Origin of the sequence: Nocardia bhagyanarayanae, assembly GCF_006716565.1 — a bacterium.
Lineage (GTDB): Bacteria > Actinomycetota > Actinomycetes > Mycobacteriales > Mycobacteriaceae > Nocardia > Nocardia bhagyanarayanae.
This window is the reverse complement of sequence record NZ_VFPG01000001.1, coordinates 3,340,147-3,359,767: the sequence shown is the minus strand read 5'-3', so window position 1 is coordinate 3,359,767 and position 19,621 is coordinate 3,340,147. Positions and strand designations below refer to the sequence as shown.

General features: G+C 69.1%; 19 protein-coding genes. 6 read left to right on the top strand and 13 right to left on the bottom strand.

Annotation, left to right across the window (positions count from 1 at the left end; translation table 11 throughout):
- Positions 1–133: 133 nt before the first annotated feature.
- Positions 134–1,405 carry an NAD(P)/FAD-dependent oxidoreductase gene (locus FB390_RS14160; RefSeq protein WP_141809375.1) on the bottom strand — a complete coding sequence of 424 codons (1,272 nt, stop codon included), beginning with the start codon at positions 1,403–1,405 and terminating at the stop codon, positions 134–136.
- Positions 1,406–1,517: 112 nt separating this feature from the next.
- Here FB390_RS14160 and FB390_RS14155 point away from each other — a divergent pair, with 112 nt between their 5' ends.
- Complete coding sequence (locus FB390_RS14155; protein WP_141809374.1) at positions 1,518–2,375, top strand: LysR family transcriptional regulator; 858 nt, start codon at positions 1,518–1,520, stop codon at positions 2,373–2,375.
- 36 nt (positions 2,376–2,411) lie between these two features.
- On the opposite strand, the gene FB390_RS14150 is transcribed toward FB390_RS14155, so the two are convergent.
- The 4 genes from FB390_RS14150 to FB390_RS14135 form a co-directional block, all read right to left on the bottom strand.
- Entirely contained in the window at positions 2,412–3,551 is a 1,140-nt protein-coding gene (locus tag FB390_RS14150) for a hypothetical protein (protein ID WP_221639260.1), read from the bottom strand.
- Positions 3,548–4,117: a DUF4365 domain-containing protein gene (locus FB390_RS14145; protein ID WP_221639254.1), complete on the bottom strand. Its 570-nt coding sequence runs from the start codon at positions 4,115–4,117 to the stop codon at positions 3,548–3,550. The genes FB390_RS14150 and FB390_RS14145 overlap by 4 nt, the downstream gene beginning before the upstream one ends.
- A gap of 140 nt (positions 4,118–4,257) precedes the next feature.
- Positions 4,258–5,214 (bottom strand): electron transfer flavoprotein subunit alpha/FixB family protein, encoded by a 957-nt coding sequence (locus tag FB390_RS14140; RefSeq protein ID WP_141809373.1) that lies wholly within the window; start codon positions 5,212–5,214, stop codon positions 4,258–4,260.
- A 38-nt stretch (positions 5,215–5,252) separates the two neighbouring features.
- Positions 5,253–6,038 carry an electron transfer flavoprotein subunit beta/FixA family protein gene (locus tag FB390_RS14135; protein ID WP_141809372.1) on the bottom strand — a complete coding sequence of 262 codons (786 nt, stop codon included), beginning with the start codon at positions 6,036–6,038 and terminating at the stop codon, positions 5,253–5,255.
- A 193-nt stretch (positions 6,039–6,231) separates the two neighbouring features.
- On the opposite strand from FB390_RS14135, the gene FB390_RS14130 reads away from it, so the two are divergent.
- The 3 genes from FB390_RS14130 to FB390_RS14120 are packed head-to-tail and all read left to right on the top strand — an operon-like array spanning position 6,232 to position 9,883.
- A complete protein-coding gene (locus FB390_RS14130; protein WP_246124011.1) occupies positions 6,232–7,041 on the top strand; it encodes a class I SAM-dependent methyltransferase in 810 nt (269 codons plus the stop codon).
- Complete coding sequence (locus tag FB390_RS14125; RefSeq protein WP_141809371.1) at positions 7,038–8,624, top strand: 1,4-alpha-glucan branching protein domain-containing protein; 1,587 nt, start codon at positions 7,038–7,040, stop codon at positions 8,622–8,624. The genes FB390_RS14130 and FB390_RS14125 overlap by 4 nt, the downstream gene beginning before the upstream one ends.
- The gene (locus FB390_RS14120; protein WP_141809370.1) at positions 8,621–9,883 is read left to right on the top strand and encodes a glycosyltransferase family 4 protein; all 1,263 of its coding nucleotides are present in this window, start codon (positions 8,621–8,623) and stop codon (positions 9,881–9,883) included. The genes FB390_RS14125 and FB390_RS14120 overlap by 4 nt, the downstream gene beginning before the upstream one ends.
- Before the next feature lie 49 nt (positions 9,884–9,932).
- On the opposite strand, the gene FB390_RS14115 is transcribed toward FB390_RS14120, so the two are convergent.
- Positions 9,933–11,264, bottom strand: a complete 1,332-nt coding sequence (locus FB390_RS14115; RefSeq protein ID WP_246124010.1) for an outer membrane protein assembly factor BamB family protein — start codon at positions 11,262–11,264, stop codon at positions 9,933–9,935.
- A gap of 210 nt (positions 11,265–11,474) precedes the next feature.
- On the opposite strand from FB390_RS14115, the gene FB390_RS14110 reads away from it, so the two are divergent.
- Together FB390_RS14110 and FB390_RS14105 are read left to right on the top strand one after the other, a co-directional pair.
- Complete coding sequence (locus tag FB390_RS14110) at positions 11,475–12,224, top strand: acyltransferase (protein ID WP_141809369.1); 750 nt, start codon at positions 11,475–11,477, stop codon at positions 12,222–12,224.
- 41 nt (positions 12,225–12,265) lie between these two features.
- On the top strand, positions 12,266–12,805 hold the full coding sequence (locus FB390_RS14105) for a DUF1697 domain-containing protein (protein WP_141809368.1): 540 nt from the start codon (positions 12,266–12,268) through the stop codon (positions 12,803–12,805).
- Here the strand turns inward: FB390_RS14105 and FB390_RS14100 are convergent.
- From FB390_RS14100 to FB390_RS14070, 7 genes are all read right to left on the bottom strand, one after another.
- Positions 12,802–13,995 (bottom strand): THUMP-like domain-containing protein, encoded by a 1,194-nt coding sequence (locus FB390_RS14100; protein WP_141809367.1) that lies wholly within the window; start codon positions 13,993–13,995, stop codon positions 12,802–12,804. The two genes, FB390_RS14105 and FB390_RS14100, sit on opposite strands and share 4 nt — an antisense overlap.
- On the bottom strand, positions 13,996–14,973 hold the full coding sequence (locus tag FB390_RS14095) for a class I SAM-dependent methyltransferase (RefSeq protein WP_067781591.1): 978 nt from the start codon (positions 14,971–14,973) through the stop codon (positions 13,996–13,998).
- A 202-nt stretch (positions 14,974–15,175) separates the two neighbouring features.
- Positions 15,176–15,952 carry an enoyl-CoA hydratase-related protein gene (locus FB390_RS14090; RefSeq protein ID WP_141809366.1) on the bottom strand — a complete coding sequence of 259 codons (777 nt, stop codon included), beginning with the start codon at positions 15,950–15,952 and terminating at the stop codon, positions 15,176–15,178.
- A 208-nt stretch (positions 15,953–16,160) separates the two neighbouring features.
- The gene (locus tag FB390_RS14085; RefSeq protein WP_185757240.1) at positions 16,161–16,931 is read right to left on the bottom strand and encodes an NUDIX hydrolase; all 771 of its coding nucleotides are present in this window, start codon (positions 16,929–16,931) and stop codon (positions 16,161–16,163) included.
- 280 nt (positions 16,932–17,211) lie between these two features.
- Positions 17,212–18,045, bottom strand: coding sequence for an ABC transporter ATP-binding protein (locus tag FB390_RS14080; protein WP_141811754.1), 834 nt, complete (start codon positions 18,043–18,045; stop codon positions 17,212–17,214).
- A gap of 260 nt (positions 18,046–18,305) precedes the next feature.
- A complete protein-coding gene (locus FB390_RS14075) occupies positions 18,306–19,082 on the bottom strand; it encodes an aminoacyl-tRNA hydrolase (RefSeq protein WP_141809364.1) in 777 nt (258 codons plus the stop codon).
- The gene (locus FB390_RS14070) at positions 19,083–19,532 is read right to left on the bottom strand and encodes a protease inhibitor I42 family protein (RefSeq protein WP_141809363.1); all 450 of its coding nucleotides are present in this window, start codon (positions 19,530–19,532) and stop codon (positions 19,083–19,085) included. It lies immediately after the preceding gene.
- Positions 19,533–19,621: the final 89 nt, after the last annotated feature.

The following is a 19,621-nucleotide window of genomic DNA, read 5'->3' as shown; positions in this document are numbered from 1 at the left end:
TCACCGACCCGACGCGCACCGTTAGCATCGACGCGTCGTGGAGTCGCCTTTCCCCTGCTTAGGCAACCTTTCAGCGCCCGGAAACGGCAATCGCACCGATGCGCGGGCATCGGTGCGATTCGTTCGGGTGCGCTCAGGCGGCGACGCGTTCGGGTGCGCGCGCCTGTGTCGGTGTCGATTCCACCTCGTCGAAACCGGGGCGGCCGCTGCCGATGAAGGCGACCAGCCACGAGGCCACCGCCGCGAAGCGGTTGCGGAAGCCCACCAGGTACAGCAGGTGCACCGCGAGCCACATGACCCAGGCGATCACGCCGCGGAAGGTGATCTTCTCGTTGAGCTTCACCACCGCGCTGAACCGGCTGATCACCGCCATGCTGCCCTTGTCCCAGTACTTGAACGGGGTACCGGGCTGCTTCTTGCGGCGGATGATGTCGGCGGCGTGCCTGCCCTCCTGCATGGCCACCGGCGACTGACCGGGGTAGCCGTTGAGCGAGGTCATGTCGCCGATCGCGTAGATGTCGGCGTAGCCGGCGACGGTGAGGTCGGGGTTGACCAGCAGCCGTCCGGCGCGGTCGGTCTCGACGCCGGTGGCCTCGGCCAGGATCTTCGCGAACCCGCCCGCCTGCACACCCGCCGACCAGACCACGGTCTCGGCGCCGATCTTGCGCTCCACGCCCGCCTTGTCCTTGACGGTCACCTTGCCCGGTTCGATGTCGGTGACGAACGTGTCGACGAGCACCTCGACGCCGCTTCCGGTCAACGACTTCTTCGCGTACTCCGAGAGCCCACCGCCGAAGGGCGGCAACACCTCTCCGGCGCCCTCCACCAGGCTGACCGAGACCTCTTGGTGGTAGTACCTTTTCGCGAGCTCTTTGAGCTGACCGGCGACTTCCACGCCGGTCGCGCCCGCGCCGACCACCACGAAGCTGAGCAGCCTGCTCTTGGTCTCGGGGTCCGCGGTCGCGGCCTCGGCGAAGACCCGTTCGATCTGGGCGCGAAGCAGTTTCGCGTCGTCGATGGTCTTGAGGGCGAAAGTCTTCTCGGCGAAATCGTCACGGCCGAAATAGGACTGCGACGCGCCGGTGGCCGCGATCAGCGAGCCGTACCGAATCTCGTGGCGCACACCGTCGGTGACGTAGGTCACGATCGCTTTGTCGGGATCGATGGCGACAACCTCGCCGAGGCGCACATCGGCTTCCTTGTGCCTGCGCAGCACCGACTTGATGGGCGGCGCGATCTCGTGCGACGCCAGCACACCCGTCGCGACCTGGTAGAGCAACGGCTGGAACAGGTGCTCCGGCGTGCTCGAAATGAGTACGAAGTCGATACCCGACTTGGCGAGTTGTTTGGCGGCGGCCAGCCCCCCGAATCCCGATCCGACGACGACCACATCTGCGTGTTCCATGACAGCCTCCTTCTCTCATTACCAACCGTCATCGGGAACGCAGATATTTCACCGGTTACGGCGCATAATGAAGATGACTCTTATCTGGATTGCTCATGAATAGGAGCTTGTCGTGGAGCTTCGGCAGCTGGCGTACTTCGTCGCGGTCTGCGAAGAACTGAGCTTCAGCAGGGCCGCGGCCCGATGTTTCATCTCGCAGTCGGCGATCAGTCATCAGATCGCGCGGCTCGAGCGCGACCTCGGCGTGCCGCTGTTCGAGCGTTCTACCAGGGCTGTCGTCCCTACCGACGCGACCACAAGGCTACTTCCCCTGGCTAAACAGATGTTGAGCTTGGAATCCGCCATCCGCGCGGCGGTTCGCGCCTCCGGGCCGCGAATCCGGTTGGCGGCCAACATGTCCTTCGCGAGCCGCTCGCTGTCCGCCATCGCGGCCGCGCGCGCCGCGCACCCGGACGCGGAGATCGAATTCGTGATCAAGCCCTTCCGCCAACGCATCACGGCCGTCGCGGACGGCGACTGCGATCTCGCGCTGATCCGCGGGCGTGTCGACCAGCCGGGCCTGATGGTGGAACAGCTCTGGGTCGAGGACCTCGTGATCGCCACCACGAGCGGTCATCCGCTGGCCACCCGCGACACCGTCACCCTCAACGACCTCAGCTCCTACCCCCTGCTGCTGCCGCCCGAACAGGAACAGGTGCTGCTGCACAACATCATTCGCAGCGCCTTCGCCGACCTGCCCGTCGGCCCCACCTTCGGCCCGCCCATCCCGCCCGACCACACCGCCACCATGGAGCTGATCAACCGCCCCGAAGCGTGGACCGTCCTCTACGCCCAGAGCCCCACCGAAGGACTCGTCGTCCTGCAACTCGCCGAACACCGCCTGCGCATCCCCGTCTGCGCCGTCCTCCGCGACGACGCCCGCCGCTCCCCCATCCTCACGACCCTCCTGACCACCCTCCACCGCACCTGAGCCACACGGACGCCGTCGGTGTCACGTCGATCGATCCTAGAGTCTCCGGTCGACGGTTATTTCGCCGGTCAGCCGCCAAGCTCCGCGTTCGAACGCCAAGTCCCCCGCCACGACGATCGGTCGCTTGGACTGGTGCGCAGCGATCGCCCATTCGTAGTCTGTCCCAGCCAGCGGGACGTGCACGTTCCGCAGGCGACCGTCCACATGCGTGGACAAGACGATGCTTGTGGCCTCCTCGTCCCCGTCGGCGAAATCGTCGCGGTTGAGCGTCCGCACGACACCGAGCAATGCTTCGTGCCGCGGTGGCTCCTCATTCCGAACCAAGCGCTCACGCACGCGCGACAACCCCGCCATCGCATCGCGATCTATGACGATTCGAGAACTTTCCAGCACCGGCGCCGGCTCGCCGGCTGCCCAATCGAACGACAGGTCCAATGCACGTAAGTCCTGCGGCTGCGTGAGCTCCAAGACCGATTCCACCAAATTGGCACTCAATCCCAGCTCACCGGCGCGCTCCAAGGCGCGATCGTCCCAGCGCAAGGCCAGGGTGCGCGTCGATTGCAAGCCCTTGGCGAGCGTCGCCATCGCCGCACGCGGAAACGGAACTTGCGGCAGTCCAGTTGTCTCGGTAGGCATTACATCGCCGAGGCGCGATACGACGGTGAACACGAAACTGCCCCGTTTGGTATGTCCCAGCCGGATATTCTCCTCGAGGAATTCCGTCACGGTGGCCGATCTACGACCTCGGTGGGAATGGGTCGGATCGTCCGCGGTCGTGGCGGCGGCCTTCATCATCCGGAACAGGGCTTCCAAAGTCGTTTCCGCCTGCCGGAACGGGATCGTGCCGTCGATCATTTCCTGGTCGAGTCGCACGAAGAACAGGTCGGCACGTGCGGCGGCGATGCGTTCGACAAGTTGCGCCGGATCCCAGTCGTAGATGGTCGCGAGCGCTTGCATCGTTTCCCGGAAGCGCCGAGGAAAGTCGACGTAGTCGGTTGCCAAGGGCAACATTATTCGGCCCAGCAGGCCGTCCTCACCCGGAAGCCGCCAGATCTCTTTCACGTCTTGGACCCGCGCCTCGAGTTCCCAATCGTGCGCGGCAAGGTACTGCGACACAGCCGGTGGCGACAAGGCGAGTGCTATGTCGTGAAGGTCGCCGACAGGGATGTCCTTCACCACTGGCCTCCTTCGCCGATTCTGTGCATGATCTCTTGGAGCCCGACTACATCGAACAGGTTACTTCTGGGTAGGTGAACTGTCGTGCTGGACTTGCCGTCCGCTATTCCGCCGAGCTTCGCGGCGTATTCCCAGTACATGCGGCTGGAGCTGGTCAGACCGTCCTCCGACAGATCGAGCAGCTGATCAGGCTCCTCCGGTATGAGCAGGACGCCGAGCAGGGCCGGAACGAACCGCTTCGGGCTCACCAGTTTCAGGAACGGCCCCTTGTCCAGAGGCCAAGCCAAATGATCCGCTTTGAGCCGACTGTGTTGCGTAGTGCACTTGAGCTGCAGCTCGAACTCGGGGCAATAGAATCTCGCGTACTCGCGCGAGGCCACGATCGTGATATCGACGCCGTCGTAGTCGGTTTCGTGACTCTTGATGGAACAACCCGCGGCAGCGGCGACCATACGCACGAATGCGAGACTGAACTGTTCCTGCCGAGCGGTGATCGGAAGTCCACCATCGTCGGGCATTTCGGACATGAATCCTGTTGGCAGACCACCATTGTCGTTGATTTCCATGCACCCCCTGCACCCGCCGAGCCGGACCGGCACACGGTAGCGCATCGCGGAACCCGGGCACCAGCACCGCACCTGAAACGCGAACGGCCCCGGCTGTTTCCAGCCGGGGCCGTTCGTAACGGCTACGCGCCGAGGGTTTCTCAGCCCTTGTGGGCCTTGACCGCCTCGGTGAGCTGCGGGGCGACGTTGAACAGGTCGCCGACGATGCCGTAGTCCGCGATCTCGAAGATCGGGGCCTCTTCGTCCTTGTTGACCGCGACGATGGTCTTCGAGGTCTGCATGCCGGCGCGGTGCTGGATGGCGCCGGAGATGCCGAGGGCGATGTACAGCTGCGGCGAGACCGTCTTACCGGTCTGACCGACCTGGAACTGGCCCGGGTAGTAGCCCGAGTCGACGGCGGCGCGCGAGGCGCCGACGGCCGCGCCGAGCGAGTCGGCCAGCGCCTCGACGACCGCGAAGTTGTCGGCCGAGCCGACACCGCGACCACCGGAGACGACGATGTTCGCCTCGGTGAGCTCCGGACGGTCACCGGCGACGACCGGCTCGCGCGAGGTCACCTTGACGACGCCCTCTTCCTGCGCGGGGACCTCGACGGTCACCTTCTCGCCCGCGCCGGCCTGCGCCACGGCCTCGACCGCACCCGGGCGGACCGAGATGACCGGCACGTCGCCGTTGGCCTTGGCGTCGACGGTGAAGGCGCCACCGAAGATGGAGTGCACGGCGGAGCCGTCGGCGTTCACGCCGATGACGTCCACCAGCAGGCCGGAGCCGATGCGGGCGGCGAGGCGGCCCGACACCTCCTTGCCTTCGGCGGAGGCGGCGACGATCACGGCGGCCGGGGACACCGACTCGACCAGACCGGCCAGCACGTCGACCTTCGGGGTCACCAGGAAGTTGTCCACATCGTCGGACTCGGCGATGTAGATCTTCTCGGCGCCCGCGGCGGCCAGCGCGTCGGCCAGCTTCTCGCCGGTGCCCGCGGCGCCGAGCACGACGGCGGCCGGGGTGCCCAGGGTGCGGGCGGCGGTGAGCAGTTCGGTGCTGACCTTCTTGATCGCACCGTCGGCGTGCTCGACGAGCACAAGTACTTCAGCCATTTGTGTTCTCTCCTAGGAAGTCTCGTCAGCCGGGCGGATCAGATGATCTTCTGACCGATGAGGTACTGGGCGATCTTGGTGCCGCCGTCGCCCTCGTCCGCGATCTTCTCGCCCGCGGTGCGCGGGGGCTTCGGGGTGGACGCGGTGACGGTGGTGCCCGCGTTGGCGACACCCACGGTCGACGGGTCGACGCCCAGATCGGCCAGCGTGAAGACCTGAACTTCCTTCTTCTTGGCCGCCATGATGCCCTTGAAGGACGGGAAGCGCGGCTCGTTGATCTTCTCGGTGACCGAGACGATGGCGGGGAGGGTCGCCTCCAGCTTGAAGACGCCTTCGTCGGTCTCGCGCTCGCCGGTGATCTTGTCGCCGTCGACGGACAGCTTGCGCAGGTGGGTCAGCTGCGGCAGACCCAGGTACTCGGCGATGATCGCCGGCACCGCACCGGCGCGGCCGTCGGTCGCCTCGTTACCGGCGATGACGAGCTCGACACCCTCGACCTGGCCGAGCGCGCTGGCCAGCACCCACGCGGTCTGCACGGCGTCGGAGCCGTGGATCGCCGGGTCGTTGATGTGGATGGCCTTGTCGGCGCCCATCGACAGCGCCTTGCGGATGGCCTCGGTGGCGCGGTCCGGACCGGCGGCCAGCACGGTGACCTCACCGCCCTGGGCTTCCTTGATCAGCAGCGCCTCTTCGACGGCGCGCTCGTTGATCTCGTCGAGGACGGCGTCCGCGGCCTCGCGGTCCAGGGTGTAGTCACCATCGGACAGCTTGCGCTCGGACCAGGTGTCGGGAACCTGCTTGATGAGTACGACGATGTTCGGCATCGGTCTTCGTCGACCTCCTGTTCTGGGGGCGTGTATCTGGCGGTCGCACGAGCTGGGCCGTACGTCCTGTTGAGGTAGCTCAGGGCGTGACACTACCCTACGTTAAGTTACTCATGGGTAACTTAGTGGCTTCTCTCTCAATACACCGGTCCGGGCGATATCGTGCGCGACCCTTACCAGTAACGTCGGTGTGATGAGCGAGGCTGTGATCCCTGCCGCAGTGGGCGACCCGAGGGTCATAACTGCGGAAAACGCCGGTGCCGTCGAACCATTGCCGCTGACCGGCGAGCGCACCGTCCCCGGCATCGCCGAGGAGAACTACTGGTTCCGCAGGCACGAGATCGTCTACGCCCGGCTGCTCGACCGGTGCGCCGGAAAGACCGTGCTGGAAGCGGGTTCCGGCGAAGGCTACGGCGCCGACATGATCGCCGGAGTGGCCACCAAGGTGATCGGTCTCGACTACGACGCGAGCGCGGTCGCGCACGTGCGCGCGCGCTACCCGCGCGTGGAGATGATCCAGGGCAACCTCGCCGCCCTGCCGCTCGACGACGCCTCCGTCGATGTCGTGGTGAATTTCCAAGTCATCGAACACCTTTGGGACCAGAGCCAGTTCCTGCGGGAATGCCTTCGGGTGCTGCGGCCCGGCGGCGAGCTGCTGATCAGCACGCCCAACCGGATCACCTTCTCGCCCGGCCGCGACACCCCGCTCAACCCGTTCCACACCCGCGAGCTGAACGCGGACGAACTCACCGAACTGCTCGTCGAGGCCGGTTTCGAGGTCGCGCTGATGACCGGCGTGCACCACGGCGCGACGCTGAAAGCGTTGGACGCCAAGCACGGTGGCTCGTTCATCGACGCGCAGATCGAGCGGGCGCTCGCGGGCGAGCCGTGGCCCGCCGAGCTGACCGCCGACGTCGCCGCGGTCTCCATCGACGACTTCGACCTGATCACCGAGGACATCGACGCCAGCCTCGACCTCGTGGCCATCGCGGTGAAACGTTGACCGACAACGCGGTACCCGGCCAGTTCACCCTGGTCCTGCACTCCCATCTGCCGTGGCTGGCCCATCACGGCCGCTGGCCGGTCGGCGAGGAATGGCTCTACCAGTCCTGGGCAGCGTCCTATCTTCCGGTCGTCGAGGTGCTGAGAACCCTTGCGGCGGAAGGGCGTTCACATCTGCTCAGCCTCGGCATCACGCCGGTGCTCGCGGCCCAGCTGGACGACCCGCACTGCCTGGCGGGCATGCACCACTGGCTCGGCAACTGGCAACTGCGCGCGGACGAGGCCGCCATGGCGGGCAATGTCGCACTCGGCAGGCACGAGCACCGGCTCGCCGCCGCGGCGCTCGCCGAGTTCGAGTTGCGCTGGCGACACGGCGCGGCGCCGGTCTGGCGCGAACTCGTCGACGCGCAGACGATCGAACTGCTCGGCGGGCCCCTGGCCCATCCGTTCCAGCCGCTGCTCGACCCGCGGCTGCGCGCCTTCCAGTTGCGCGAGGGCCTCGCCGACGCCCGCCAGCGCTGGGGCCACACCCCCACCGGCATCTGGGCGCCGGAGTGCGGATACTCGCCGGGCATGGAGGTCGGCTACGCCGCCGCCGGTGTGACGCATTTCATGGTCGACGGACCCGCGCTCCGCGGCGACAGCAGCCTCGGCCGCCCGGTGCGCGACTCCGACGTGGTGGCGTTCGGGCGCGATCTGCAGGTGAGCTACCGGGTGTGGTCACCGAAGTCCGGCTATCCCGGCCAGGCGGCCTACCGTGACTTTCATCACTACGACCACGCGACAGGTCTCAAACCCGCCCGCGTCACCGGCAAGACGGTCGCCGGGCCCGACAAGGCCCCGTACGACCCGGAGCTGGCGGCCGCGGCGGTGGTCCGCGACGTCGACGACTTCGTGCGCACCGTGCGCGATCGACTGGTCGCCGAATCCGAACGCATCGGTCGTCCCGCGCTCGTCGTCGCCGCCTTCGACACCGAGCTGTTCGGGCACTGGTGGCACGAGGGCCCGCAGTGGCTGGCCCAGGTCCTGCGCGCGCTGCCCGAGGCGGGCGTCACCGTCGGCACCCTGGCCGACGCGCGCGAACGCGGCTTCGTGGGTGAGCCCGTCCAGCTGACCGATTCGTCCTGGGGTTCCGGCAAGGACTGGCGGGTCTGGGCCGGTGATCAGGTGCGGGATCTGGTCGAGCTCAACGACGAGGTAGTGCGGCTGGCGCTGGACACCCTGGACAAGATGCGCGCGGGAACCACCTCCGCGCTGCGCGATCCGGTCGCGGATCAGTTGCTGCGCGAGGCGATCCTGACGGTGTCCAGCGACTGGGCGTTCATGGTCAGCAAGGACTCCGCGGCGGGCTACGCGCGGGAGCGGGCCCACCAGCACGCGCATGCCGTGCGGGAGATCGCGGCGGCGGTCGGCGCGGGTCAAGTCGCCAAAGCGCGGCAGTTGGCGGCAGGATGGTACGCGGCCGACGGATTCTTCCCCGGATTGGATGCGCGACGGCTCCCCAGTGCCGAGCCCGCCGGGAACCTGGGCCAGGCCCCGCAAGGCCCGACCGCAGACGGCCCTGCCTATGAAGGACATGCATGAAGATCTTGATGGTGTCGTGGGAATACCCACCGGTTGTGGTCGGTGGGTTGGGTCGGCACGTGCATCACCTCGCGACCGAGCTCGCCGCGGCGGGCCACGAAGTGGTCGTTCTGTCCCGCCGCCCGTCCGGCACCGATTCCGCCACCCACCCGACGCATTCGTTCATCGAGGACGGCGTGCTGGTGGTCGCGGTCGCCGAGGATCCGCCCTGCTTCGACTTCGGCGAGGACATGCTGGCCTGGACGCTGGCCATGGGCCACGCGATGGTGCGCGCGGGCGTCGCGCTCGGTAAGCCGGGCATCGGCGACGGCTGGACACCGGATGTCGTGCACGCGCACGACTGGCTGGTCGCCCATCCCGGCATCGCACTCGCCGAGTACTACGACGTGCCGCTGGTCTCGACCATCCATGCCACCGAGGCGGGTCGCCACAGCGGCTGGGTCGCGGGCAAGGTCAACAAGCAGGTCCACTCGGTCGAATGGTGGCTCGCCAACGAATCCGACGCGCTGATCACCTGCTCGACCTCGATGCAGGACGAGGTGCAGCGCCTCTACGGTCCCGAGCGCATCCCGATGACGGTCATTCGCAACGGCATCGACGTGGGCGCCTGGACCTTCCGGCCGCGCGCACCGCGTTCCGGCCCGCCGCGGCTGCTGTACGTCGGCAGACTGGAATACGAGAAGGGCGTGCAGGACGCCATCGCCGCCCTGCCGCGCATCCGCCGCGCCCACCCCGGCACCACGCTGACCGTCGCGGGCGTCGGAACCCAGTTCGAATGGCTGCGGGAACGGGCTCGGGTGCATCGCGTCGCGCGCGCGGTGACCTTCGCCGGTCAGCTCGGTCACCAGGAACTGCTCGGCTGGCTGCACGGCGCCGACGCCATCGTGCTGCCGAGCCGCTACGAGCCGTTCGGCATCGTCGCGCTGGAGGCGGCCGCGGCGGGCACCCCGCTGATCACCTCCACGGCGGGCGGGCTCGGCGAAGCGGTCATCGACGGCGTCACCGGCGCCTCGTTCGAACCCGCCGACGTGGACGGTCTGGTGGAGGCGGTGCGCGCCACGCTGGACGACCCCGCCGCCGCGCAGGACCGCGCCTACGCCGCGCGCGAGCGACTGACCGAGGACTTCGCGTGGGACGTGGTCGCCGCGGAGACCGCGCAGGTGTACTCGGAAGCCAAACGCCGGGTGCGCAATCCGCTCGGCAGGCCGGTCATCGTGGAACGTCCGCTGCCGGAACGGGATCCGAACAACCCGATCTGACGGGCGCAGTACGTCCGAAGACCGGCGGATCGCTCCGTGAAAGCGGCGCTTACTCCGGCTTGAAGACGAAGACCTCGCCGATCCGCGTGGCCAGCACCACCTCGCCCTCGGCGCCGACCGAGGTGCCGGTGGTGCTGCCCTTCGCGCCGGGCAGCACATCGGAGTCGATGGTGTCGCCGCTGGCGGTGTCGAAAGTGATCAGGCTCAGGCCCTCGCCGATCGCCGCTGCGGTGTAGCCGGTGCCGCCCGCGGTCTGCACCGGCACGCCGCGCAGCGCCAGATCCTTGCGCTCCCAGACGGTTTCGGCGGTCTCGCCGGTGTCGCGCAGGGCGAGCAGGTAACCCTCGTCGCCCGCCGGGATGATCAGACCCTCGGCGGAGACCGAGATCCCGCCGCTCGGGGTGAATCCCAGCGGCCGCACCCACTTGACGCGCCCGTCGGCGGTGTCGACGGCGATCAGCCGCTCGGTGTTGTCGCCGACGTAGACGGTGCCGCCGTCCGCGGACAGCGCGGGACCGGTGGCGCTGCCCTCGGTCAGTACCTCCGCGCGCCACTCCTGCTGAATCTTGTTGTCGGCGTAGCGCAGAGCGACCAGCGCCGCGTTCGCCGAACCGGGCTGCCACACGGTGACGTAGAAGCGGCCGGTGGACTGCTCGATCGCCGAGATGTTCGCGACCGGGCACTGCGGGCCGCCGGTGCCGCAGTCGTCGAGACCCTGGCCAGAGGCGGGGCGGATCAGGTCGGGGTGCTCCAGGAAGTCGGGCTCGCCGAGCAGCTGGACGGTCGGCACGGTCCGCAGGCCGGTCTGCCGGTCGAGCACGTCCACCTGGCCGGACTGGGTGATGGTGAGCAGTCGGCTGTCACCGGTGAACTGCACCGAAACCGGCACGCCGGCAACGGGAGTGCGCCAGCGCGGCTGACCGAGGTAGTTGTAGGAGTTCACCGCGCCGTCGTCGCCGACGTAGACGTTGCTCGCGCCGTCCACCGCGGCGGGCGAGGAGATCGCGTTGGGGCCGAGCACATCACAGAACCGCTTGCGGCCGGTCGGCATCTGCAACGACAGGATGGCGCAACCGTTGGGCGTGCGGGTGGTCAGGAACAGCTGGCCCTCGGCGCCGATGACGACCGGCTGCTCGATGGGACCTGCGGCGGGCCTGGACCAGCTCAACGTCAGCGAGCGGGCGCCGGTCACGGGGCTGACGCCGCTGTTGCGACCGTCGTGGTGCGCGGCGGGCCAACCCTTCCCGGGACCCACGGTGATGTCGTCGACGTCGGTGCCGCAGGCGGTCAGGGCGAGCGCGCCCATGGCGGCCAGCGCGGCCACCGCACGCACCCGGGATCGCGGCTGTGTGGCGACAGCCCGCACGCTACCGGTTCGCACCTGCTGTTCTCCCCTCTGGTCGGTGGCCGCTCGCAAGACTAGCCTGCGCCCGATCGGCCGCGCCTCCGGCACGGCAAGTTCGCCGGGCGAACCCCTCGCCGGGCGAACGTGAGGGTAGAGCCGGGGGCGTGAGCGCGCGAAAGTACGCTGTGTAGCCAAAGACAGCCCCTCGGGTCGCCGGTCCCGAGGAACACGACGGGAGAACGGTTCGTGACGAGCATGTGGGGCGCACCGTTGCGCTCGCGGTGGCGGGGTTCGCGCCGCCGGGATCCGCAGCAGGCGCGATTTCTGACCATGGCGTCGCTGCGCTGGGTGCTCGCCAACCGCGCCTACACGCCCTGGTATCTGGTCCGTTACTACCGGCTGTTCAAGTTCAAGCTGGCGAACCCGCACATCGTGCTGCGCGGCATGGTGTTCCTCGGCCGCCGTGTCGAGATCCACGCGACCCCCGAGCTGAGCCGGATGGAGATCGGTCGCTGGGTGCACATCGGCGACGGCAACGCCATCCGCTGCCACGAGGGCTCGCTGCGCATCGGCGACAAGGTGGTGTTCGGCAAGGACAACGTCGTCAACACCTACCTCGACATCGAGATCGGCGAATCGACCCTGGTCGCCGACTGGTGCTACATCTGCGACTTCGACCACAAGATGGACGACATCACGCTGCCCATCAAGGACCAGGGCATCGTGAAGAGCCCCGTCCGCATCGGCCCCGACACGTGGATCGCCGCCAAGGTGACCGTGCTGCGCGAGACCCGGGTCGGCCGCGGCTGCGTGCTCGGCGCGCACGCGGTGGTCAAGGGCGAGATCCCGGACTACAGCATCGCCGTCGGCGCGCCGGCCAAGGTGGTCAAGAACCGCAAGGCCACCTGGGAGGCGGGCGCCGAGGAGCGGGCGAAGTACATCGCCGCGCTGGAGGACATCGAACGCAAGAAGAACGGCGTCACCCAGCAGGCGTAGTTCGACGGAAGTCGTCGGTCCGCTCGAGTACGGTCGTCGGCATGAACAGGTACGCGGCGCTGCTGCGCGGGATCATGCCGTCCAACCCGAACATGCGCAACGAGAAGTTGCGCGCGGTGTTCGAAGGGCTCGGCTTCGAGAAGGTCGCGACCATCCTGTCCAGCGGCAACGTGGTGTTCCGCTGCGCCGACGACGACGCGGCGGCGCTGGAGGATCGAATCCAGGAGGCGCTGAACCGCGAACTGGGGATTCCGGGCGGGACCATCGTGCGCAGTTATGAGGAACTGCGCGAACTGCTCGATCGCGACCCGTTCGAGGGCCTCACCCACGAGCGGGGCTCGTACCTCACGGTCACCTTCTTCAAAGACCAGCGTCCGAAGGTCGAGCATCCGGACGCCGGTGACGAGCTGACCCGGATCATCGGCTACGACGCCGAGGCGCGCGCGTTTCTCACCGTCATCGACAACAGCACCCCGAAGACCCCGGACTTCATGGCCTGGCTGGACAAGACCTACGGCAAGGACATCACCACCCGCACCTGGCTGACGGTGCAGCGGATCGTGAAGAAGCTGGAGTCCTAGACGTGCGCCGTACACAGGAACACCGCGGCGGCGCGGCCGATTCGGGTGATCACCAATGTATAGGGGACGCTGCCCCTGAGCTTGAGGCGTTTGCGCAGCGCGTCCGGGTCGACGTCGACGCCGCGCACCAGGATCTCCAGCGCCCCGCAGTCGCGGCGGGCCAGCTCCTGGCGCAACGTCTTCTCGCGTAGCTCGAGCCGGTCCTCTATGCGGAAGCCGCGGACACCCTCGGGGACGGCGTCACCGGTGAGGTAGGCGATATGCGGATCCAGTTGCCACAGGCCGTGTCTCGCGGCGTAGTGCCGGACCAGACCGGCGCGGACGATCGCGCCGTCGGGATCGATGATCCAGTCGCCGGGCGGCCGCTCGAGCAGTTCGTCCGGCTCGGCGTCGGTGAGGACTTCCGGCGCGCCACGTGCGCTCAGCACCGTGGCGCGACGGGTCACGCCGGATTCGGCCAGGCCCGCCGACCACAGGCACGCCTCGCGCACCGCGCCGTCCAGCGAGACCACCTCGATCTCGCCGGACCAGCCGAGCCGGTCGAAATCCAGTCCGGGCGCGCACTTCACGGCGATGTCGCGACCCGCGTAGGCGTCGAGCAGGTCGGGCAGCGGAGGCTGCAACTTGGCCGGGTCGTGGGTGCGGCGACCGTCCGAGCGGCGTGCCGGATCGGCGATGATCACCGTGCCGGTACTGCTCGGCACGAGAGCATCGGCCTTGGCCAGCAAGACATTCCCGGTCGCGGTACCGGACAGCGGCCACCACCGCGCACCGAGGTTGTGCGCGGCGATCGCCAGCCGCACCTCGTCCAGGTCGCTGCCGACGACGGCCGGGCACACCTCGGCCAGCTCGGCGAGTTCGGCGCCGATGGAACAGGTGACGTCGTGCACGGCCCGTCCGGCGAGCCGGGCCGCCCGGTGCCGGGCGACCGTGGTCGGCGTCGCCTGCTGTAGCGCGTCGTCGGTGAACAGCCACTCCCCCGCGCCGTGCAGTTTGGCGGCGGCCTTCCTGCGCAGCCGCACGGTCTCCACGAGGGCGGCGGCGTGCTCCCCGTTGTCGCGACGCACCCGCTCCAAGTCGCGCAGGTGCGTCGCGGGGGACAGTTCCAGCCGGTCCACCTCGGCCAGCGCGGCACGCCCTGTCGCGGAGGCGAGGAAGGCGATGTCCGCGCGACCGAAGCGGTAGCCCACCTACTTGGCGGACGCGCCCGGCTTCACGCCGGTGATCATGGCGTTATAGAAGAACTGGCGCGGCACCACGCGGCGCATGATGTTCTCGTCCACCCAGCTCAGTCCGAGCCAGGCGCGGTACATCGCCATCCGGTAGCCCATGCCGAGCTTCTCGGCGGGCACGGCCGCCTCGAAGGTGCGCACCGGCCAGCCCCACAGCGCGGCGGCGAATTCCTCGGTGCTCGCCTTGACCTCGACCGCGCCCGCGGACCGCGCCATCGATTCGAGGTCGCGGGGATCGAAGGTGTGCAGGTCGACGACCGCCTCCAGCGCCGCGGCGCGCGAGGACTCGTCGAGCTCCTCCTGCGGGCGACGCCAGCCCGCCAGCGCGGGCAGCTTGGTGACCGAGGTGGTGGCCTTCCAGGTGATGCGGCCGAGCCAGCGGGCGTAGAAGTTGCCCACGGTGGTCGGCTCACCGGCGAAGACGAAGCGACCGCCGGGCTTGAGCACCCGCAGGCACTCCTTCAGCGCCAGCTCCACATCCGGGATGTGGTGCAGCACGGCGTGACCGACGACCAGATCGAAGGTGTCGTCGTCGTAGGGGATGGTCTCGGCGTCGGCGACTCGGCCGTCCACGTCCAGGCCCAGGTTCTCCGCGTTGCGCAGCGCCACCTTCACCATGCCAGGCGAGAGGTCGGTGACCGAGCCGGACTTGGCGACGCCGCCCTGCATCAGGTTCAGCAGGAAGAAGCCCGTGCCGCAGCCGAGCTCGAGCGCCTTCTCGTAGGGCAGCGGCGCGGGGCCCACCGCGGCGTCGAAGCGGCCGCGGGCGTATTCGATACAGCGCTCGTCATAGGAGATGGACCATTTGTCGTCATAGGTCTCCGCTTCCCAGTCGTGGTAGAGCACCTGGGCGAGCTTCGTATCCTTCAGCGCTGCTTCGACCTCGGCCTCGGTGGCATGCGGGTTCGGCGCGGGGTCGTCGGGACGTACCGTCATGGTCGCCTAGCCTACATAAATCCCCAGATGAAGCCCGCTGTCGGCCCGGGCTTCTCGCGGAGTGCTGGACCGACGGCCAAATGAGAACATGTTCCTATCAGGGCAATCTCCTGGCACACCCCTATCGAACCGATCGGTCTGTGTGCGGGCGGCCGCCTTCAGCCCTGTGCTACGACGCGTTCGGCACGGGTCGCGAAAGGGGTCAGCGACCGACGAAGGCCGCGGAACCCGGGCCGTCGGCTACATAGGATTCGGTGCCGATCCGGCGGTCCTCGGTGGCGAACAACCCTGCCCATTCGGTGCGGGCGCGGTCCAGACCGTGCGGGCCCGCCTCGAATACCGCCTTGGCCGCGGCCAGCGCGCGGGCGGGGCCGTCGGTGAAGCGTTCGGCCCAGCGCAGCGCGGCGGCGAAGACGTCGTCGGGGGCTACTACCTCGTCGACCAGGCCGAGTGCGCGCGCCTCGTCCGGCTCCACGAAACGTCCGGTGTAGACGAGATCCTTGGCGGGGCCGGGACCGATCAGCAGCGAGAGCCGCCGGATACCCGCGAGCGGGATGAGGCCGGCGTGGATCTGCGGCAGGCCGAGCTTGACGTTGTCGCCGATGACGCGGCGGTCGGCGCCGAGTGCGAGCTCCAGCCCGGCGCCGAGGCAGTACCCGCTGATCGCGGCGACGGTCGGCTGCGGAACCTTGGCCAGGCACCCCAGCGCGGACTGCACGTCGGCGGCCATGGCCTGGGCCTGGTCGGCGTTCAGGGCGGCCAGCTCGGCCACGTCGTCACCCGCGGAGAACACGCGCTCGTCGCCGTACACGACGAGGGCCGCGACCCGCGGATCCGCCGCCACCGCCGCCGCGGCTTCGGCCACCTCCCGCACCACCTGAACGTTGAGCGGGTTCATCGGCGGACGAGCGATCCGCAGGACGGCGACGCCCCGCGCGCCCTCACCTTCCGGCAGCTCCAAGGTCACGAATTCGGCCATGGCACGCACGCTACCTTCCGCCGCCGCGGCACCCCGCATTCCCGTGCGCGCCGCAGGGGTTGGATAAGCGCCCAGCTCTGCCGCCTCGCGCCCCGCAGCCCGGCGACGCTCGCAGAGGTTGGGGACGGCCCGCATGCCTGCGATCTCGCGAAGGTGTTGGGACGGCCCCGCAGCGCTGGTAGCCCACTGCTAGGTATCTGCAGAGCCACTACCGACGGGCGGAACCCTTGAGCTTGCCCGCTTCGGGCAGGTCCGCGAAGTAGCGGTCGTTGTCGGGGAAGCTCAGCATCTTGGTGCCGTCGACATCGGTGAACTCCGGCATGATCGCGTCGATGACCGGCTCGGCCGCGAAGATCTCCGCCGTGGAGGCGAAGCGGCCCAGCGCGTCCAGCTGGGACCAGGTCGGCGGGAGCAGGATGTCGGTGCCCGCGCGCCAGCGGTCCAGTGCCTCGGCCGGGGTGCGCCAGTGGACCTCGGCGGCCTCGGTGGTCGCGCCGTCGGCCAGCTGGCCCTGCGGCAGGACGGCGACGAAGAAGTGGGTGTCGTAGCGGCGCGGCTCGATGACCGGGGTGATCCAATTCGCCCACGGCCGCAACAGATCCGCGCGCAGCACCAGCTTCTCCTCGGCCAGGAAGGTGGCGAGGGAGAGTTCGCGGCGCTCGAGCTTGCCGCGCGCCTCGCGGTACGGGGCCGTGTCGCCGACAACGGTGTCGGCCGTCGGGCCCGCGAGCAGCACGCCGCATTCCTCGAAGGTCTCCCGGACCGCCGCGCACACCAACGCCTTCGCGCGCGGTTCGGTGGTCGCGAACCGCTCGGCCCACCAGGCCGGATCCGGACCCGCCCAGTCGATCTCGACGGTGCTGTCGGCGGGATCGACGCCACCGCCCGGGAACACCGTCATGCCCGCGGCGAAGGCCATCGCCCCGACTCGTCGCTGCAGGAACACCTCGGGACCGTCCGCCCCGTCGCGCACCAGCATCACCGTGGACGCGTCCTTCGGGGGCGAGGGTTCCTGCGGCTGAGCGTCAGCCGACGTCGTTGTCTCACTCACACCTGCACCATAACGGGCGCTTGGTTCGCGGCGTCCCCAGCCCGCGTCTCGCCCGCAGCGCAGGCAGACGAGCGACCTGACACGCCCGCTCGGTTCGCGCCTCTCGAACGCGATCACCGCGATCGGGCGCAGACGCCGAACGTGCGCTCGGTTCGCGTCTGTCGGCCGGCCCACGGCCAGGCCGGCTGCGGCGCGCGTGCTGTCCGAACTAGCGCGAGCGATGCTTCCCCGCGCGGCGGGCGCGGCGGGCGAAGTAGCGGCCGTCGACGCGGTCGAGGGCGATGGATTGGCGGAAGGCGTCGCTGAGGTTCTCCGAGGTGAGCACGTCGGTGAGCAGGCCCTGCGCGACGACCTCGCCCTCGTTGAGCAGCAGGCCGTGGGTGAAGCCGGGCGGGATCTCCTCCACGTGGTGGGTGACCAGTACCATGGCGGGCGCCTCGGGGTCCGCGGCGAGATCGCCGAGGCGCTCGACCAGTTCCTCGCGACCGCCCAGGTCGAGACCGGCCGCCGGTTCGTCGAGCAGCAGCAGTTCCGGGTCGGGCATCAGGGCGCGGGCGATGAGCACCCGCTTGCGCTCCCCTTCGGACAGGGTGCCGTAGGTGCGGTCGGAAAGATGTTCGGCGCCTAGGCTTTCCAGCATGTCGATGGCGCGGTCGGTGTCGACGTCGTCGTAGCGCTCGCGCCAGCGGCCGAGGACGGCGTACCCCGCGGACACCACGAGGTCGCTGACCTTCTCGTCCAGCGGCACGCGATTGGCCAGCGCCGCGGAGGAGAGGCCGATGCGCGGCTTCAGCTCGTTGACGTCGACCTTGCCGATCACCTCGCCGAGCAGGTGGGCGGTGCCCGAGGTCGGGTGCATCTCGGCGGCGGCCATGCGCAGCAGGGAGGTCTTGCCCGCGCCGTTCGGGCCGAGCACGACCCAGCGTTCGTCGAGCTCGACCTGCCAGGTGACCGGACCGACGAGGGTGTGCCCCGAGCGTCGGACGGTCACGTCGGTGAAATCGATGAGCAGATCGGGATCCGGTTGCGGCACGCGCTCCATCTTGGCCCACATGCGCCGGGTTTGTCCGACCGACCCACATCGCCCGCACGGAACCGGACATCGGATCGGTCACGCGGGCCGCGAAGGCGCGCCGCCTGGCTTGTGGGGACGCGGCCGATCCGAGTGGGGCCCACCGATCGGCCGGAATTCTGGCGACGATCGGCCGGAAAGGTCTGGCGATGATGAGGGTGGGCGGTGCGCAGAGCCGCGCCCATCCGGCGAGAATCCACCGCGGCCTCGTCACCGGTCCGGCGAGCGGATCACCAGGCCTCGGGCGGCACCGCGATCACCGTCAGCGAACCCGGAGCGATCTCGGTGAAGCCCGCGTCCCGTACGGCCACCGCGCCGCCCGCCCGCACCCGGTCGCTCAGCGCCTGCCACTGCGCGGGGTCGGCTTCGCGCACCGCGCAATGGAATTCGCGCCGAGACCACCGGTAGGCGTCCTCGGGACGCAGCGCGGCCGCGAGCAGCATACTGGCGTGGCCGACCTGCGCCGCGCTCTTGCCCAGCGTCATGCCGAGCGCCGAGCTCACCCACAACACAGGAAGATTCGGGTCCGCGGGCCCCGGGTCGTCGTGCTGGAGATCGGTGCCGCCGATCTGGAGCTTCTTGATCCGCGGGTCCACCTCGCCGACCGCGCTCGGCACGAAGGCCCGCGCCTGCGCGCCATCGATCTCCACGGTGACGCCGTCGACCTCGTTCGCCGCCAGCCACTGCGCACCCCGGGCGCGCCGCGCCACCTTGCGGATGCGGGAGTGCTTCCACGCGAGATACCGCTGCGCCCAAGGGCCGTCCGGCCCGACCCGTTCGTCCAGGCACAGCGCGACCGCCGAGGCCGCGGCGGCGGCGAGCAACGCGCTGCGCGCGGGCGGATCGGCCTTGGGCAGGTGCAGCACCATCTGCATCGCCTGCACCTGATCGGGGTCGTCGGGATCGCCCGCGCCGCCGTAGCCGAGCGCGAGTTCCGCGTGCCGGATGCGGAATCCCTCTTCCCCCGTGGACAACTCGTCCACGATGCCGCTCTCCGGACTGCTCATTCACTTCACCTCGACCCTCAACGTGAACTTCTGCGCGGGCTCGACACCGTGCTCCCACGGGCGCGCGTACTCCAGTGCAAGCTCGGTGACGCCCGCGGCATTCCCGACGAACGTCCACACCGCGCTGCCGCCGGAGCCCGGCGCGATCGGCCGGTCGGCATCCGGTCGGTAATCCGGCTCGCCTTCGGGCCGCAGCACGTTCTGGTCCAGCGCGGCGAGCCGCCAGCCGTACCCGGTCGACGGGTTGGCGGGCAATGTCACGATCAACTGCTGCCCGGTGCGCAGCGCGCGATTCTGCCCGCTGTCGGCCTCGGTCACGTCCATGGCATCTCCCGGAGGCTGGGTGGTCGCGGACACGGTGGACGTCGCGGGCGTGTGCCCTTCGTGATCGTCGGTGCCGCACGCGGCGAGCACGACGCCGAACAGCAGCACAACCAGGGACTTCCGCACCGCGTTCTCCGATCGCCGAATGATCACCGTCCGCGATCAGCGTAGTAGGCGCGGAGCTTCGCGGCCCCGGCCGCGCACGACCGGAGCGA

What these genes read in the sequence shown, in the direction of transcription:
- FB390_RS14160 (WP_141809375.1), bottom strand. Translation starts at nt 1,405, where the DNA reads ATGGAACACGCAGATGTGGTCGTCGTCGGATCGGGATTCGGGGGGCTG.
- FB390_RS14145 (WP_221639254.1), bottom strand. Translation starts at nt 4,117, where the DNA reads ATGGAAATCAACGACAATGGTGGTCTGCCAACAGGATTCATGTCCGAA.
- FB390_RS14140 (WP_141809373.1), bottom strand. Translation starts at nt 5,214, where the DNA reads ATGGCTGAAGTACTTGTGCTCGTCGAGCACGCCGACGGTGCGATCAAG.
- FB390_RS14135 (WP_141809372.1), bottom strand. Translation starts at nt 6,038, where the DNA reads ATGCCGAACATCGTCGTACTCATCAAGCAGGTTCCCGACACCTGGTCC.
- FB390_RS14130 (WP_246124011.1), top strand. Translation starts at nt 6,232, where the DNA reads ATGAGCGAGGCTGTGATCCCTGCCGCAGTGGGCGACCCGAGGGTCATA.
- FB390_RS14120 (WP_141809370.1), top strand. Translation starts at nt 8,621, where the DNA reads ATGAAGATCTTGATGGTGTCGTGGGAATACCCACCGGTTGTGGTCGGT.
- FB390_RS14105 (WP_141809368.1), top strand. Translation starts at nt 12,266, where the DNA reads ATGAACAGGTACGCGGCGCTGCTGCGCGGGATCATGCCGTCCAACCCG.
- FB390_RS14095 (WP_067781591.1), bottom strand. Translation starts at nt 14,973, where the DNA reads ATGACGGTACGTCCCGACGACCCCGCGCCGAACCCGCATGCCACCGAG.
- FB390_RS14090 (WP_141809366.1), bottom strand. Translation starts at nt 15,952, where the DNA reads ATGGCCGAATTCGTGACCTTGGAGCTGCCGGAAGGTGAGGGCGCGCGG.
- FB390_RS14085 (WP_185757240.1), bottom strand. Translation starts at nt 16,931, where the DNA reads ATGCTGGTGCGCGACGGGGCGGACGGTCCCGAGGTGTTCCTGCAGCGA.
- FB390_RS14080 (WP_141811754.1), bottom strand. Translation starts at nt 18,045, where the DNA reads ATGGAGCGCGTGCCGCAACCGGATCCCGATCTGCTCATCGATTTCACC.
- FB390_RS14075 (WP_141809364.1), bottom strand. Translation starts at nt 19,082, where the DNA reads ATGAGCAGTCCGGAGAGCGGCATCGTGGACGAGTTGTCCACGGGGGAA.